Consider the following 14,949-nt stretch of genomic DNA (forward strand, 5'->3'; position numbering starts at 1 on the left):
TTTCCCCACACCACGCTCTTCCGATCCGCGGAATCGCTCCTTCGTCGCATCTCCGCGGCGCCTGACCGGCGGCCCGGCCGCGGACCGGCCACTTCGTGGCCGCCGCTCCCTAGGGGTCGCGGGTGGTGGGTGGGAGTGCGGTCATGGCGGATCTGGGGTGCGCGGTGTGGCTGGGGGTGGGGGTGATGGCGGATTTAGGGTGCGCGGTGTGGCTGTGGGGTGGCGGTCATGGTTGGCCTGGGGTGCGCGGTGTGGCTGTGGGGGTGGCGGCCATGGTGGATCTGGGGTGCACGATGTGGCATGGGGTCCGGTGGAGCTGCGGTCTTCGCGGTGTGCGCAGACGAGAGGCAGTTGAGTTCGCGGACGATGTGCTGGATTCGCGGGGTGGCGAACAGCTGTCAGCGGTTGCGGCCGTAGCGGTCCGCTAGGCGGGCTTCTGTGGTGGGTTGGGCGGGGGTGGGGGTGTCTGCGGTGGGCGTGGGGTTCGTCGGGGTAGACGGTTGGGCGCGGTCTCGGCGGCGGGCTTTGAGCTCGGCTACGACGAAATAGCCGAGGCCGAGGGGGGCCATCAGGCCGAAGGCGAGCCATTGGAGGCCGTAGGAGAGGTAGGGGCCCGCGTCCAGTTGGGGCAGGGGGGTCGGGGTGAAGGCGCCTGGCTGGTCGGCGGCCAGCTGGAGGTAGCCGCCCTTGTCGGTGCCGGTCGGAACGGGGGTGAGGGGGGTGCCGAGGACGGCGGATTCCTGGGTGGTGTCGACCGTGTACACCTGGCGGAAGCCGTCCTGGGTGCTGGGCGTTTTGTCGGGGACCACGCCCTCGGAGGCTCGGACTCGGGCTTCGATGCGTTGCGGGCCCGCGGGCGGGTCGGCGATCGCGGGTGGGCGGGTGCCGTCGACGGAGGCGACCAGGCCGCGGTCGACCAGGAGGGTGCGGCCGTCGTCGAGGCGGAAGGCGGCGAGGACGGCGTAGCCGGGGGCGCCGTCGAGGTGGCGAAGGCGGACCAGGACGGTCGACTCGGGGACGAAGGCGCCGGTCGCGGTGACCTTGCGCCACTCGGTGTGGGTGCCGGAGTCGCCGTCGAGGACATCGGTGACGGCCACGGGGTCGGCCTGCACAGAGTCGGCGATCAGCTGATTGCGGTGTTCGGTGCTGTTGTTCTTGCCGAGCTGCCACGGCGCCAGCACGGTGAAGCACAGGTAGGCGAACGCGGCGACGATCACCGCGAGGATCAGCCAGCTGGGACGCAGCAGAAAGGTGAGTTTGCGCATCAGAGCTGCACGTCGGCGGGGTTGCGCGCGTCGAGCTCGGCGTGGACCCAGTCGAGCAGGCCGGGGATGGCGGCCTCGATCTGGTCGCGGACGAGGTCGAAATCGGACTGGTAGCCGTAGTACGGGTCCGGCACATCGCGGCCGTCGGCCGCGGGGTCGAAGCTGCGCAGCAGCCTGCGCTGCTCGGTGGGGACGCCGCGGTGCGCGAGTTCGCGATCGTGGCCGGTGTCCAAGGCGATGATCAGGTCGGCGTCACTGTGCTCGGGACCGAAGGTCGCCGCGGTGTGCTCGGTCGGGTATCCGGCGCGGCGCAGGGTCGCCTCGGTACGCGGGTCGGCCGCGTCGCCGACATGCCACGAACCGGTGCCCGCGCTGCTCACCCGCACGCGGTTCGCGAGACCCGCTCGGTAGAGGTGCGCCTCGAACATCTTCGCGGCCATCGGTGACCGGCAGATATTGCCTGTGCAAATGAACGAGACATGTAGTGGACCCACGAGAGCCATTCTCGCCCGTGGCGCCGAATCGCCGCCACGTAGGGTGTGCAGTTGTGCTCGAGGACTCCGTCGATCCCGCTATGTTGCGCCACCACGGCGACGTGGAGGCGCGTCCGGGCATGCTCGATTTCGCCGTGAACGTCCAGGGCGTCGCCCCACCCGACTGGCTGCGCGATCGCCTGGCCGCCCGCCTGGCCGACCTCGGCCGCTACCCGAGCGCCGACGACGAGCACGCCGCCCGCGCCGCCGTCGCCGCCCGCCACGGTCGCTCGCCCGACGAGGTGCTGTTGCTGGCAGGCGCCGCCGAGGGCTTCGCGATGCTGCCGCGCCTGGCCCCGCGCCTCGCCGCCGTCATCCACCCGTCCTTCACCGAGCCGGAACTGGCCCTGCGCGAGGCGGACATCCCGGTCACCAGGGTGATCCTGCAACGCCCGTACACCCTCGACCCCGCCCTGGTCCCCGAACACGCAGACCTCGTCGTCCTGGGTAACCCCACCAACCCCACCTCGGTCCTGCATTCCGCGCAGACGATTCAGGCGCTGCGCCGCCCAGGTCGGACCATCGTGGTCGACGAAGCCTTCACCGACGCGGTCGTCGGTCGGCGCGCGCCCTCCGGCATCGCGGACGAGCGCACCTCCCGCTCGTCGTCCTTCGGCGGGGCCTGCGTCGATGACGATCCCGCGTCGGACGGCCATCTGCTCGGCGACGTCGTTTCCGGTGAGGCGGAGTCGCTGGCGGGTCTGTCGGCCCCCGACGTCATCGTGTTGCGCAGCCTCACCAAGACCTGGGCACTGGCCGGTCTGCGATGCGGCTACGCCCTCGGCGCTCCCGAGGTCCTGGCCCGTCTGGCCCATGGCCGCCCGCACTGGCCACTCGGTACCCTCCAACTCGAGGCGATCATCGCGACGGCCGAACCCGCCGCCGTCGCGGAGTCCCAGCGCTACGCCGCCCGCATCGCTGTCGACCGCACCGCGATGATCGACCGTCTCACCGCGCTCGGCCTCGACGTCCACACCCCGGCCACCGGACCGTTCCTCCTGCTCCGCGCCCGCGATGGCGCGCTCCTGCGTAAACGTCTCGCCGACCGCGGCGTCGCCGTTCGCCGGGCCGACACGTTCCCAGGCTTGGGGCCCGACCACCTCCGTGTCGCTGTGCGAGGTGCAGCCGAAGTCGACGGGTTGATCGATGCGCTGAACGCGGCACTGTGGTGAATCGGGCACATCGACGCGGACGCGCGCAGAGCGGAACAGCAGGCTCGGCGCGCGTGGACACCACGACGAATATTCCCACGCAACGAAGGAGGCGGCGGTGACCGACCTGGCCGAACTGATCGGGGTACTCGACGCGGCGTACCCGCCGCGACTGGCCGAATCGTGGGACTCGGTGGGGCTCGTCTGCGGTGACCCCGCGCAGGAGGTCACCAAGGTGGTCTTCGCCGTCGACGCGACCGCCGCTGTCGTCGACGAGGCGATCGGCTGGGGCGCACAGGCTTTGGTCGTCCACCATCCGCTACTGCTGCGCGGGGTCGATACCGTCGCCGCCGATACGCCCAAAGGCGCGCTGCTGCACCGGCTGATCCGATCCGGCTGTGCCCTGTTCTCCGCCCACACCAATGCCGACTCCGCCGACCCCGGCGTCTCCGACGCGCTGGCCGCGGCCGTCGGCCTCACTGTCACCGGGCCCTTGGATCCCAAACCCATCGCCGCCGTGGACAAGTGGGTCATCCAGGTGCCGCAGACCCACACGGCTTCCTTGATGTCGGCCCTGTTCACCGCGGGCGCGGGCGCGATCGGCGATTACCGCGAGGCCGCCTGGTACACCGCGGGCACCGGGCAATTCCTGCCCATCGCGGGCGCCGCCCCGGCGATCGGCGCGATCGGCACGGTCGAGATCGTCACCGAGGACGCTGTCGAAGTGGTCGCGCCCCCGACCTCGCGCCTGGCCGTTCTCGCCGCCCTGCGCGCCGCCCACCCCTACGAGGAGCCCGCCTACCACGTCACCGAACGCGCACCCCTGCCGTCCTCGCTCGGTATCGGCCGCATCGGCGAACTCGCGCAGCCCGAAACCCTGCGCGAGTTCACCGCACGCGTCGGCGCCGGCTTGCCACGCACCGTCTGGGGTGTGCGCGCGGCGGGCGATCCGGAACGTGTCATCGAACGGGTAGCCGTCTGCGGCGGCGCGGGCGACTCCTACCTCGACAGGGCCATCCGCGCCGGCGTCGACGCCTACCTCACCTCCGACCTGCGTCACCACCCCGTCGACGAGCACCTGCGGCGCGGCGGCCCCGCCCTCATCGACGCCGCTCATTGGGCCACCGAGTTCCCCTGGTGCGGTCAGGCCGAACAGTTCGTCAACATCGCCCTTCCCGCGGTGCGGACCCGCGTCTGCACGCTGCGCACCGACCCGTGGACGGTCAGCGGCTGATCGGTGTCACCACTGCGCCTGACCGGACCACGATCGGGCGAAGTCGGGATGTGCCCGCACGGTGACCGAGCTCGCGTCCGGTGCCAGGGTCGCTTCGAGGTAGCGGTCGGTACGTACGAACACCGCGGGACCGAGCAGCACCGCGAGAAAGACGAGCCCGACTCCGGCCGCGCACAGGATCCACGCGAAGGCGGACGGACGGGCCATCATCAGCGCCCCGCCGACGAACAACGGCACCAGGCTGCTCACGTAGTAGGCGATCAGCTTCTTGATGCGCGCATCCGCCCGCGCCGCGCATCGCTCACATTCGGGCCACCGCGCCTTGACGATCGCGAGCGGCTCGTTGCAATCGACCACGAGCGCGCCGAGGGCACTCTTGGGCCGCTCCCACAGCAGCCGCCCGACACCTTCCTGGCGGTAGGCGCCCGGCTTGCCCCAGAACCGCAGGATCTGCTCCTTCGGCTCGATCGCGTCCTGCCCGTGCACGAGACACACCGGGGGTAACGGGGTCGCCAATGTCAGCTGAAGCTGGCGCGGTTCGGCGTGGGAGTCGAAGATGTGCGGGCGCAGCGGCAGTGCCAGGTCAATTCTCGGGTTCGATGTGGTCACACTTGCTTGGACGCGGCCGGGACGCGTTCGGTTCCCGCCTTCGGCCATCTCTTCGGGTCATGGCGTGATCACACCCCGCGGCGCGGTACGGTTGATCGATCCATCCGTCCACTGTGTTCAGGAGTTCGTGCGCGTTGAATGTCGAACCGTCGGTCCAGACCAAGCTGTTGCAGCTCGCAGGAGTCGATGCCGAGTTGACGCGCATCGCCCACCGCCGTTCCGCCCTGCCGGAACAGCAGGAAGTGACACGTCTGGCGGCCGAACGTCACGGCTACAAGGACGCGGCCGTGGCGGTGGAGATCGGCATCGACGATCTGGACCGCGACATCCGCAAGCTGGAGGGCGAGGTGGACGCCGTCCGCAAGCGTGAGGACCGCGACCGCGGCATGCTCACCTCGGGCACCGTCGCCGCCAAGCAGCTCTCCGAGATCCAGCACGAACTGGGCAGCCTGGAGCGTCGCCGCTCGGTGCTCGAGGACGAGCTGCTGACCGTGATGGAGCAGCGCGAGGCGATGCTCGCCGACCACGACCACGCCGGTGCGCGGCTGAGCAAGGCCGACCAGGACCTCGAGGACGCCGAACGTCTGCGCGACGAGGCGATGGCCGATCTCGAAGTGGCGCAGCAGCGCTGCGAGAAGGACCGCTCCGAGCTGATCGGCCTGTTCCCCGCCCACCTGATCGCCGTCTACGACAAGCAGCGCGCGGCGCACGGTGTCGGTGCGGCCCTGCTGCAGGCCCGTCGCTGCGGCGCCTGCCGGATCGAGATCGACCGCGGCGAGATGCAGCGCATCGCCCAGGCCGCGCCCGACGCGGTCCTGCGCTGCCCGGAATGCAGCGCGATCATGGTGCGCACCAAGGAATCGGGGCTGTGATCGCGGCGGTGCGCCGATGAGCCAGGTGATCGTCGAAGCCGACGGTGGCTCGCGCGGCAATCCCGGCCCGGCCGGCTACGGCGCGGTGGTGTTCGCCGCCGATCACGTGCGGGTGCTCGCCGAACGCAAGGAGTACATCGGCGTCGCCACCAACAACGTGGCCGAATACCGTGGTCTCATCGCGGGTTTGGCGGCCTCGGCCGAGCTGGGCGCCCGCGTCGTCACGGTGCGGATGGACTCCAAACTCGTCGTCGAGCAGATGTCGGGACGCTGGAAGATCAAGCACGCCTCGATGATTCCGCTCGCCGAGCAGGCACGGGCACTGGTCGCCGGATTCGATCGGGTGAGCTTCACCTGGATTCCGCGCGCCGAGAACTCGCACGCCGACCGGCTCGCGAACGAGGCGATGGACGACGGTGAACTCACCGGAACCGTGCGGGAAGCCGTCGCGGCCGGACATGCCGCCGGTGACGAAGTCGACGTGCCGAAATCTGTTGACGCGAACAAGGTTTCGCCCGGCTGGACCGGCGCCGTCGGCAAGCCCACCCGCCTGCTGCTGCTGCGCCACGGCCAGACCGCGCTGTCGGTGGAGCGCCGCTACTCCGGCCGCGGCAACCCGCCGCTGACCGACCTCGGTCGCGAGCAGGTCGACCGCGCCGCGAAAATGCTTGCCGCCAAAGGCGATATCGCCGCCGTGGTGAGCTCCCCGTTGCAGCGCGCCCGGTCCACCGCCGAAGCCGCGGCATCAGCCCTCGGCGTGCCGTTGCGCATCCTCGACGGCCTCACCGAGACCGATTTCGGCGACTGGGAGGGTCTCACCTTCGCCGAGGCCGCCGAGCGCGACCCGTTGCTGCACCGCGACTGGCTCGGCGACCCGTCGATCCCCGCACCCGGCGGCGAGAGTTTCGATCAGGTCCGCGAACGCGTCGAAGGGGTGCGCCGCGATCTGGTGGCGCTGTACCCGGGCCAGAACGTGGTGGTGGTCAGCCACGTGACCCCGATCAAAACCCTGCTGCAACTGGCGCTGGGGGTGGGGCCGTCGCTGCTGTACCGCCTGCACCTCGACCTCGCGTCGTTGTGCGTGGCCGAGTTCTATCCCGACGGCGGCGCCTCGGTGCGCCTGGTCAACGACACCTCGTACCTGTGAGCTAGCCGCTCGTCACCCGGGCACGGTACGGTCGCCCCGGCGCACGGTCGGCGTAACGACGACGCCGCATCGCCCGAAATATTCTCGGGCGCGCGGAATGCCGCGGCCACACAGGAAAGGTACTTGATGAGGTTTCTACGGATGGCGGCGTTTGCGGCGGCCATCGCGGGGGTGCTCACCGCGTCCGCGGGTGCGGGCAGTGTGACGGCCGATCCGAGCGTGGTGCTCGGCGCGGCTTCGGGCATCGTCTTCGACAACAACTCCGGTTGTTCGCTCACGGCCATCGGCCACGACGGTGCGGGTCGCCTCGTCGGCCTCACCGCCGGACACTGCGCGCCGACCGGTTCGCGCGTCGGCGCCGAGCAGGCGCTCAAGGCAGGCGTGATCGGGACCGTCGCGTACTCCGACGACGGTGATTACCTGGATTTCGCTGTGCTGCAACTGGATGCGTCGAAGGTACTGCCGGTGCGCACCATCGGCCAGACCACCGTCGCCGGTATCGGCGCCTCGCCCGGCCCCGGCGCCACGGTGTGCTCGGACGGCCGTACCAGCGGTCGCAGCTGTGGCGTGGTGTGGGGTGAGCTCGAAGGCACCTCCATCAACCAGTACTGCTCGCAGCCGGGCGATTCCGGCGGCCCCGTCGTCGTCGGCGACCGCCTCGTCGGCATGAACCAGGGCCGTCTCACCGGCCTGGGCCCGGTCGATTTCGACGTCCCGTGCACCGGTGGCGCGAACCCGATCCACTCGCCCGCGTACTTCCAGCCCATCCAGGTGATCCTGGACGTGCTCAACCGCGCAGGCGGCGTAGGCGCGGGCTTCCAGCCCATCTGATCTACTCACGAAAACAAGGGGCGCAGTACCGATCAGGTGCTGCGCCCCTTGTCGTGGTCGATCACCCGGGTGGCTGTGCGTCGCCCATCGCCCGCAGCGCTGTGGCGGTGGCGTCGTCGAGGGGATCAGTGCCAGGTCGAGCTGGCTGAGCTTGCGCCGCTGCCGCCACTCGCGCATCAACGGGCCGATCTGGGCGCTCGTCGTCGTCACCCGCCCAGCGTATCGGCCCGGCTCGAGGCAAGGCCATGACCTCGGAGGTCATTGCCACGCTGATGTCGTCGTGCGATCAGCCGGGGCCGAGGCCGCGCTCGTGCATGAGCAGCAGGCCGTAGGCGGCTACCGCGTGGGCGTCGATGATCTCGCCACGCAGGATCATCGCCTCGACCTGCGAGCGGGAGAACCAGGCCGTGCGCATGTCCTGCTCCTCGTGTTCGCGGTCCGGCTCGCCGGGGGTGAGGCCGGTGGCCAGGAAGCAGTGGCCGCGCTGGTCGGTCAGTGCGGGTGCGGTGGCCAAGGCGCCGAGCGGGGTCATGTGGTCGGCGCGCAGCCCGGTTTCCTCGCGCAATTCGTTGTGCGCCAGCTCGATCGGTGTGGGAGTGGTCCCCTGCGCCGGGGTGCCCGCGGGGAACTCCCAGCACCGTATGCCCAGCGGGTAGCGGAACTGCTCGACGAGATGGAATCCCGTGCCGTCGAACGGGATCACCAGCGCCCAGTCGACCTTGTCGAGGACGCCGTAGATCCCCACCGATCCGTCGGCCCGCCGAACAGTGTCCTCCCGCAGCCGCATCCACGGGTTGGTGTAAATCGTGCGCGAGCTGATCTGTTCCATCACCCCATGGTGCCCCACGGGCCCGGAGTATCCGAGCAGTTCAGGGGCGAAGGACCGACACCAGGAAATCGGTCTGGTCGCGTACTACCTGCTCGAAGACATCGTCGAAGTACACGTCGAAGTGGCCGACCGGATACTGCTTGACCACAGCGTGTTTGGTGCGTTCGGCGGCCTTGCGGGTCGGGCCGGCGGGGGCGATCGAGTCGTTCTCGGCGATCGCGTAGAAGACCGGGACCTTCAAGGACTTGGCGCGGCGGCCGGGGGAGTCGAACAGTGTCGAGAATGCCACGCGGGCACCCACTTTGGGATCGTAGGTGTCGCTCTCCTCGGCCAGCCGTCCGTAGCCTTCCGGCACGTCGGTGGCGCTCATCAACGCCGCGGAGCGTTTGCGCCCGGCCAGGCGGATGCGGACGGGTTTGCGGCGGATCGGCCCGAAGAGCAGGTCGGTGGCGGCGATGGTGGCGACCTTGGTCAGGCTGATCGGGCCCTTCGCCATCCCCGACGCCCACCCGCTGGTGAACGGCACCTGGGCCACCACCGCGGCGAGGTAATCGTCGTCGGGCGCCACCGCGAGCACATGTCCCCCGCCGAACGAGGTGCCCCACAACGCGATCCGAGTGGCGTCGAAGCCCCGGATGCTGCGCGCGTAGGCGATTGCGGCCTTCCAGTCCTGCCGCTGCCGCCCGATGTTGAGCACTTGGCGCGGCGAACCCTCACTGGCACCGAAATTCCGGTAGTCGAACGCGAGCACCCCCATTCCCGCGGCGACGAACCGCCGCGCATACCGATCCAACCCCATCTCGCGGGTGGCCCCGAGCCCGTGTCCCATGATCACCAACGGCCGCGGACGAGGCGCGCCGTCGGGCAGGTAGAGCCACGCGGCGCACTGCTGGTCACCCGAAGGGAAACTGACGTCGACACGTTCCATGAGTCAATACCGTAGCGAGTACTCTGTACCGGCGGGCGAGTCGGCCGGGCGACCGCGGTAACGGGAACGGGCACGAACAGTGTCGCTGCCCGGTGCCGAGGAAAGTCCGGACTCCACAGAGCAGGGCGGTTGTTAACGGCAACCCGGGGTGACCCGCGGGACAGTGCCACAGAAAACAAACCGCCGCACGCACGTGCGGTAAGGGTGAAACGGTGCGGTAAGAGCGCACCAGCGCCCTGGGTGACCGGGGCGGCTAGGTAAACCCCGCCCGGAGCAAGGTCGAAGGTCGCATCGGCAACGGTGCGGCTGCGCAGGTGTTCGAGGGCTGCTCGCCCGAGCCTGCGGGTGGACCGCTCGAGGCACCCGGCAACGGTGTGTCCAGATGGATGGTCGCCCCCCGATGCGAATCGGGGACAGGATCCGGCTTACAGGCCGGCTCGCCCGCCCAGGCAACGCGAAGGCGGCGGCTCCCACCGGGAGCCGCCGCCTCGCTCGGCCGCACAGCGGCTCAGCACATCAGTGTGGACATCTGGTAGACGGCCGTGGCCTCTTCGGTGGTCGCGTCGGTGTCGCCGTTCTTGGCCGCCTTCTTGATCGTGGCGATCGTGTCGGCCTCGGACTTGCCCGCCTTGATCTCGGAGCAGGAATGGTTCAGCACCGCGGCCACGGCGGCGTCGTCGCGCCCCTGCGCCAGCTTCGGGAAGGCGTTGCGGTAGCTCACCACGAACATCCCCGCCTTGCTGGCTTCGACCTGGAAGGAAGGCGCGGGCGTGGTGGACGCGGCGGGGGAACCGGCAGAGGAAGAGTCATCGCTGCAGCCGGCCAGAAGCAGGGCGAAGACGGTGGCGCTGGCCGCGATGGCGGCGGTAGTTCTACTCACGCAGCGGGATGCTAGCCGCCCAGGAAACACGCCGCTTCCCGTGTGGTTAACGGGAAGCGACATGTTCCGGATCGAAGCGGTGAGCTACCCCGGGTTGATCGCCAGCAGGTGTGCCCAATAGCTGGCCGCGTCCGGTCCGAGGATCGGCGACAGGTAATCGAAAATCAGCCACGACATACGTTCGCAAACTCCCATTTATCGACGTGAGTGCCGCACAACCCGGCAGCTGCCGAGTGCGCCGCCGCCACAGTAACAATTGCCCGGAATGTCTCGGCGATCGTGTGCCGAGACAGGGAAAATGCGCTGGAACTCGCCGGGAACGTGAGCGAGGTCATAGAGTGATCGCCGTCGGCAGGGCTCGCTGCCACTTCCGCGAGCCCAACACATTCGATCGCGGAAGCAGGTCACATTTACATGCGGGTAGTTCGTTCCATTGTCGCCGGTGCACTGATCGCCGGAGCCACTGCGGTTTTCGCAACGCTTGGTGCCGGTTCGGCGAGCGCGGTCGCGGTGACCCCGCTCAACGGTGGGGTTCAGGTCGACCTCAGCCCGGGTGATACCGCCTGGGTGCACCAGTCCCGATTCGGCCTGACCGTGGCCGGTCTGCCGCACCCGTCGGCGGCCTCGTTCGGTCAGGCGCTCGACGCGGCCGCGACCGTGTCCTCCGCCGTGCCCAACGGCCGGGTCACTTTCACGGTGTACGGCCCGCTCGATCAGCTCAACGGCACCATGCTCGCACTGCAGTAGGAAATCGCTACTCTGCGAGAATGGAACTCCATCAGCGGATCGTCTCGGCGCCGGTCGACTTCGGCGCCATCCGTTCCGAATTCGGACTGGCCTCGGACTATCCGGCCGAGGCCGTCTCCGACGCCCGCGACGCGGTGGACGCGTTCGCGGGCACTCGGGTCGATCGGACCGATATCGAGTTCGTGACCATCGACCCGCCCAGCGCGCTGGATCTGGACCAGGCGCTGCATATCGAACGCACTCCCACCGGCTTCACCCTGCACTACGCGATCGCGGATCTCGGTGCGGTGATCGTGCCGGGCAGTGCGCTGGCCGCCGAGGCCGAAGTGCGCGGGCAGACCTTCTATCTGCCCGACGGTAATGTCGCACTGCATCCGACCGTGCTGTCCGAGGGCACCGCGAGTCTGCTGCCCGGCGTCGACCGGCCTGCCGTGTTGTGGACCATAGAACTCGACAATGATGCTGTGCCACTGAGCTTTTCGGTGAAGCGCGCACTGGTGCGCTCCCGGGAGCGGTTCGACTACGCACAGGTCCAGGCTGCCGCCGACGCCGGCACTCTGCCGCCGTCGCTGACCGCGCTGCCCGAATTCGGTCGGCTGCGGATCGAGGCGGGGTTGGACCGAGGCGCGATCTCGCTGCGGTTGCCCGCGCAGGAAGTGATCCCCGACGGTGACGGCTGGCGCCTGCGGTTGGAGCCCCGGACCGAGGCCGACGACTGGAACGAACAGGTCTCGCTACTCACCGGCATTTGTGCGGCGCGAATCATGCTGGAGCACAAGGGTGTCGGCTTACTGCGAACGATGCCGCCACCGCCGGAGAGCGCGATCGATTCGATGCGGCGCACGGCGGCGGCATTGGGGGTCGAGTGGCCCGCCGAGGTCCCGGTGGGCCGCATGCTCGCGGGACTCGACGCGAACACCCCCGCCGCGCTGGTGCTGATGTCGGAAGCCACCGGGTTGTTGCGCGGCGCGAGCTACACACTGCTCGCCGAACTCGACGACCCGACCCCGCAACAACTGACGCACAGTGCGATCGGCGCACCGTACGCCCACGTGACGGCGCCACTGCGACGGCTGGCCGACCGGTTCACCACCGAGATCTGCCTGGCCTGCGATGCCGGAGCCGACGTGCCGCAATGGGTGACCGACGGTGTGAAGGCCGCCGCCGAGACGATGCGCCGCACCGATGCCGTAGCCAACAAGGTCGATCGCGCCTGCGTCGACCTGACCGAGGCCACCGTCCTCCAGCCTCGGGTAGGCACCGAGTTCGCCGCCGTGGTTTTGCGTGATGCCAACGGGTCCCGGCCCGCGGAGATCTTTGTCAGTGAACCGCCGATCCTCGCGCGGTGTGCGGGACAGCCGCCGGAAGGGGAGAAGGTCGCGGTGCGGTTGGCTGTCGCTGATCCGGGAACTCGGACTATCGGGTTCGAATATGACGGGCCGCGTCGATAGTGACGACTGTCAGTTCGCCGCGGAGATGAATGCGGCGGCCGCCGGGTAGTGGGCGATGGCTCGGCCCGCGGCTGCTTCCTCGGTGTCGGCGAGGAGTTCGTAGATGGTTGCCGCGGGCGCGTGGGTACCTGCCGCTACCACCAGGATCGCTTCGCGGGATTCGACGGCGTCGCGGTGGTCGCCGAGGACGGATTGCAGGCGCTTGGCCCGGGTGCCCAGGTCGGTGGCGTCGGGGCCGAGGACCGTCGCGGCGGCTTCGCAGGAATAGCGTAAACGCTTGGCGCCCTTGCGGATGTCGTGGAGCAGTTCTACGCGGTCCGCCGGGGTGGCGGTGGGCTCGGCGAAGACGAGTGTGCGCAGGCGTTTGCGGTCGCGGCGCAGGACCTTGCCGAAGACAGCGGTCGCGTTGTCGCGGGCGAGTTCGGGGGCGAGCGGGGGATCGGTGCGCCAGGTTTTGAGGACTTTGCGCAGGCGGCGGTAGCGCTTGCCGTCCATGGCGCTCAGTACCTCCGTGTGAGCAGCGGTGTAGGCCGCACGGGAGGCCCCGACCAGGGCATCGGTGACCTCGGCGGGGACTCGGTCGTAACCGGTCAGCAGATCGATGAACCGTTCGGCGCGGACTTCGGCGTCGCGGGCCACGCCGAGCAGGTCGGCGAGCCACTTCAGTTCCGCTTCGGTGCCGGCGGCTTCCTCGGCGTCGAACAGCTTGCGATAGGAACGCAGGACACTGCGGAGCCTGCGCGTGGCCACCCGCATCTGGTGGACCGAATCGTCGGCGTCGGCGCGCACATCAGGTTCGGCGTCGAAGAGCCGGTCGATGTCCTCGCGTAGCGCCGCGACGACGGCTTCTCCGGCCTCGGTCGCCATGGTGTCAGCCTCGCTTTCCGAACGTGTCGGTCGCCTCCACCAGCTGGGCGGTGATGCCGGGCTCGTGCGCGGTGTGCCCGGCGTCCTCGACGATGTGCAGCGTCGAGGACGGCCACGCGTTGTGCAGATCCCATGCGCTCACCGCGGGGCACACGATGTCGTGGCGGCCCTGCACGATCACGCCGGGGATGTCGGCGATCCGATCTATGTCTCGCAGCAACTGTCCCTCCTCGAGGAATCCACCGTGGCGAAAATAGTGGTTTTCGATCCGGGCGAACGCGAGAGCGAAGCGTGCTTCGGCGGTTTCGGCGACCCGATCCGGTTGCGGGAGCAGGGAACTCGTCGCGCCTTCCCATGTCGACCAGGCGACCGCGGCATCGAGCGCGACCTGCGGATCGGGGGAGTGCAGCAGTCGGTGATACACCTCCACGAGGTCGTCCCCACGTTCCTCGACGGGGACCGGCGCGAGGAATCTCGCCCACTCGGCGGGGTAGACGTTGCCCGCGGCGCCGTTGTAGTACCAGTCGATTTCCTTGCGCCGCAACAAGAAGATGCCACGCAACACCAGTTCGGTCACCCGCTCGGGGTGGGCCTGCGCGTAGGCCAGGCCCAGGGTCGACCCCCACGAACCGCCGAACACCTGCCAGCGCTCGATCCCCAGATGGTCGCGCAGCAACTCCATGTCGGCGATCAGATTCGGCGTGGTGTTGGTGTCCAGGGGAGCCCCATCGGCGATGTGCGGCATGGACTTTCCGCATCCACGCTGATCGAACAGCACGATCTTGTACACGGCCGGGTCGAAGAAGCGCCGTTGCAGGGGCCCGGTGCCGCCGCCGGGTCCGCCGTGCACGAACACCACGGGCTTGCCGTCGGGATCACCGCTGACCTCCCAGTACACCGACTGGTCGTCGCCGACATCGATCAGGCCCTGCTCGAACGGTTCGATCTCGGGGTAGAGACCGCGCATCAGAACGCCAATCCCGCGGCGAGGGAAGGCAATTCGAGAGCGGTGAGCGCCTCGGTCCGCACCTCGGGGCAGCTCTCGGTGGTCACCCGGTCGATCATCGCCTTGTCGGCGAGAACGTGCCCGTTGATGCCGCCGTTGCGGAAGCCCCAGTCGTGCACCATGGCGTTGAGCGAGATCCGCCCGAGCGTCGGGCCCTGTACCCGGAAGTTCGACAGTTCGGGCCGGATCATGTCGCACAGTTGCGCGGCGGAGGAGGGGCTGATCGTCAACGTCCCGGCCGGCGCGGTGGTCGTCGGCGCGGCCGAGGTGGTGGTGCCCGCACTGCCGGTCGAGGCCGGTGGCGTACCCCCGCAGGCGGTCAGGGTCGCGGCGGTGAGCGCGCCCGCGATCAACAGCACGGAACGGGAAATCCAACGGCGTTGCGGCATCGGTACCTCTGCTAGTCGAACAGTGTCGCCATCGAGTCTGCCAGTTTGTGATGTGGTGCGTCGGGTCCGACGGGCGGGTTGGATCTGATGTTCGGTAGTCCCCGAACGGTTTGACGCTGTGTTTGTTGGCGCGCTGGCGCGCGCGTGTCCGCGGCCCTGAGGGGCCGCCGGTCAGGCACCGGGGCTTGCTCCTTCGTCGCCTACGCCCCG

At 69.3% G+C, this 14,949-nt stretch carries 16 protein-coding genes and 1 other RNA gene; 8 read left to right on the plus strand and 9 right to left on the minus strand.

The window, feature by feature from the left end; all coding sequences use genetic code 11:
- Nucleotides 1-398: 398 nt before the first annotated feature.
- Both ACWDXS_RS35325 and ACWDXS_RS35330 read right to left on the minus strand, forming a co-directional pair.
- On the minus strand, nucleotides 399-1,265 hold the full coding sequence (locus tag ACWDXS_RS35325; protein WP_449972668.1) for an SURF1 family cytochrome oxidase biogenesis protein: 867 nt from the start codon (nucleotides 1,263-1,265) through the stop codon (nucleotides 399-401).
- The gene (locus tag ACWDXS_RS35330; RefSeq protein ID WP_449972671.1) at nucleotides 1,265-1,768 is read right to left on the minus strand and encodes a low molecular weight protein-tyrosine-phosphatase; all 504 of its coding nucleotides are present in this window, start codon (nucleotides 1,766-1,768) and stop codon (nucleotides 1,265-1,267) included. The genes ACWDXS_RS35325 and ACWDXS_RS35330 overlap by 1 nt, the downstream gene beginning before the upstream one ends.
- 44 nt (nucleotides 1,769-1,812) lie before the next feature.
- On the opposite strand from ACWDXS_RS35330, the gene cobC reads away from it, so the two are divergent.
- Both cobC and ACWDXS_RS35340 read left to right on the plus strand, forming a co-directional pair.
- Nucleotides 1,813-2,970, plus strand: coding sequence for an Rv2231c family pyridoxal phosphate-dependent protein CobC (cobC, locus tag ACWDXS_RS35335; RefSeq protein WP_449972674.1), 1,158 nt, complete (start codon nucleotides 1,813-1,815; stop codon nucleotides 2,968-2,970).
- A gap of 97 nt (nucleotides 2,971-3,067) precedes the next feature.
- A complete protein-coding gene (locus tag ACWDXS_RS35340; protein WP_387449374.1) occupies nucleotides 3,068-4,183 on the plus strand; it encodes a Nif3-like dinuclear metal center hexameric protein in 1,116 nt (371 codons plus the stop codon).
- 6 nt (nucleotides 4,184-4,189) lie between these two features.
- Here ACWDXS_RS35340 and ACWDXS_RS35345 read toward each other — a convergent pair whose 3' ends face one another.
- Entirely contained in the window at nucleotides 4,190-4,792 is a 603-nt protein-coding gene (locus ACWDXS_RS35345; protein ID WP_449972678.1) for a hypothetical protein, read from the minus strand.
- A 134-nt stretch (nucleotides 4,793-4,926) separates the two neighbouring features.
- On the opposite strand from ACWDXS_RS35345, the gene ACWDXS_RS35350 reads away from it, so the two are divergent.
- The 3 genes from ACWDXS_RS35350 (at nucleotide 4,927) to ACWDXS_RS35360 (ending at nucleotide 7,642) form a co-directional block, all read left to right on the plus strand.
- Nucleotides 4,927-5,664 (plus strand): zinc ribbon domain-containing protein, encoded by a 738-nt coding sequence (locus ACWDXS_RS35350; protein WP_449972681.1) that lies wholly within the window; start codon nucleotides 4,927-4,929, stop codon nucleotides 5,662-5,664.
- 16 nt (nucleotides 5,665-5,680) lie between these two features.
- Entirely contained in the window at nucleotides 5,681-6,811 is a 1,131-nt protein-coding gene (locus ACWDXS_RS35355) for a bifunctional RNase H/acid phosphatase (protein WP_378997006.1), read from the plus strand.
- A 141-nt stretch (nucleotides 6,812-6,952) separates the two neighbouring features.
- Nucleotides 6,953-7,642, plus strand: a complete 690-nt coding sequence (locus ACWDXS_RS35360; protein WP_378639444.1) for a S1 family peptidase — start codon at nucleotides 6,953-6,955, stop codon at nucleotides 7,640-7,642.
- Nucleotides 7,643-7,928: 286 nt separating this feature from the next.
- On the opposite strand, the gene ACWDXS_RS35365 is transcribed toward ACWDXS_RS35360, so the two are convergent.
- Both ACWDXS_RS35365 and ACWDXS_RS35370 read right to left on the minus strand, forming a co-directional pair.
- On the minus strand, nucleotides 7,929-8,471 hold the full coding sequence (locus ACWDXS_RS35365; protein WP_378997004.1) for an NUDIX domain-containing protein: 543 nt from the start codon (nucleotides 8,469-8,471) through the stop codon (nucleotides 7,929-7,931).
- Nucleotides 8,472-8,511: 40 nt separating this feature from the next.
- The gene (locus ACWDXS_RS35370) at nucleotides 8,512-9,399 is read right to left on the minus strand and encodes an alpha/beta hydrolase (protein WP_387449383.1); all 888 of its coding nucleotides are present in this window, start codon (nucleotides 9,397-9,399) and stop codon (nucleotides 8,512-8,514) included.
- A gap of 36 nt (nucleotides 9,400-9,435) precedes the next feature.
- Between ACWDXS_RS35370 and rnpB the strand changes: the two genes are divergently transcribed.
- An RNA gene (gene rnpB / locus ACWDXS_RS35375) (RNase P RNA component class A) lies at nucleotides 9,436-9,843 on the plus strand.
- Nucleotides 9,844-9,907: 64 nt separating this feature from the next.
- Here the strand turns inward: rnpB and ACWDXS_RS35380 are convergent.
- The gene (locus ACWDXS_RS35380) at nucleotides 9,908-10,279 is read right to left on the minus strand and encodes a hypothetical protein (RefSeq protein WP_449972685.1); all 372 of its coding nucleotides are present in this window, start codon (nucleotides 10,277-10,279) and stop codon (nucleotides 9,908-9,910) included.
- A gap of 414 nt (nucleotides 10,280-10,693) precedes the next feature.
- On the opposite strand from ACWDXS_RS35380, the gene ACWDXS_RS35385 reads away from it, so the two are divergent.
- Together ACWDXS_RS35385 and ACWDXS_RS35390 are read left to right on the plus strand one after the other, a co-directional pair.
- Nucleotides 10,694-11,026: a hypothetical protein gene (locus ACWDXS_RS35385; protein WP_378996997.1), complete on the plus strand. Its 333-nt coding sequence runs from the start codon at nucleotides 10,694-10,696 to the stop codon at nucleotides 11,024-11,026.
- A gap of 20 nt (nucleotides 11,027-11,046) precedes the next feature.
- A complete protein-coding gene (locus ACWDXS_RS35390) occupies nucleotides 11,047-12,477 on the plus strand; it encodes an RNB domain-containing ribonuclease (protein ID WP_449972688.1) in 1,431 nt (476 codons plus the stop codon).
- 9 nt (nucleotides 12,478-12,486) lie between these two features.
- Here the strand turns inward: ACWDXS_RS35390 and ACWDXS_RS35395 are convergent, their stop codons facing one another.
- From ACWDXS_RS35395 to ACWDXS_RS35405, 3 genes are read right to left on the minus strand one after another with little or no spacing between them, the layout of a single operon-like run.
- Entirely contained in the window at nucleotides 12,487-13,344 is an 858-nt protein-coding gene (locus tag ACWDXS_RS35395) for a CHAD domain-containing protein (RefSeq protein ID WP_387449391.1), read from the minus strand.
- 4 nt (nucleotides 13,345-13,348) lie between these two features.
- Complete coding sequence (gene pip, locus ACWDXS_RS35400) at nucleotides 13,349-14,311, minus strand: prolyl aminopeptidase (RefSeq protein WP_449972691.1); 963 nt, start codon at nucleotides 14,309-14,311, stop codon at nucleotides 13,349-13,351.
- On the minus strand, nucleotides 14,311-14,739 hold the full coding sequence (locus tag ACWDXS_RS35405) for a hypothetical protein (protein WP_378996987.1): 429 nt from the start codon (nucleotides 14,737-14,739) through the stop codon (nucleotides 14,311-14,313). The genes pip and ACWDXS_RS35405 overlap by 1 nt, the downstream gene beginning before the upstream one ends.
- Between the last annotated feature and the right edge of the window lie 210 nt (nucleotides 14,740-14,949).

The sequence above is a fragment of the Nocardia sp. NPDC003183 genome, from assembly GCF_053590715.1.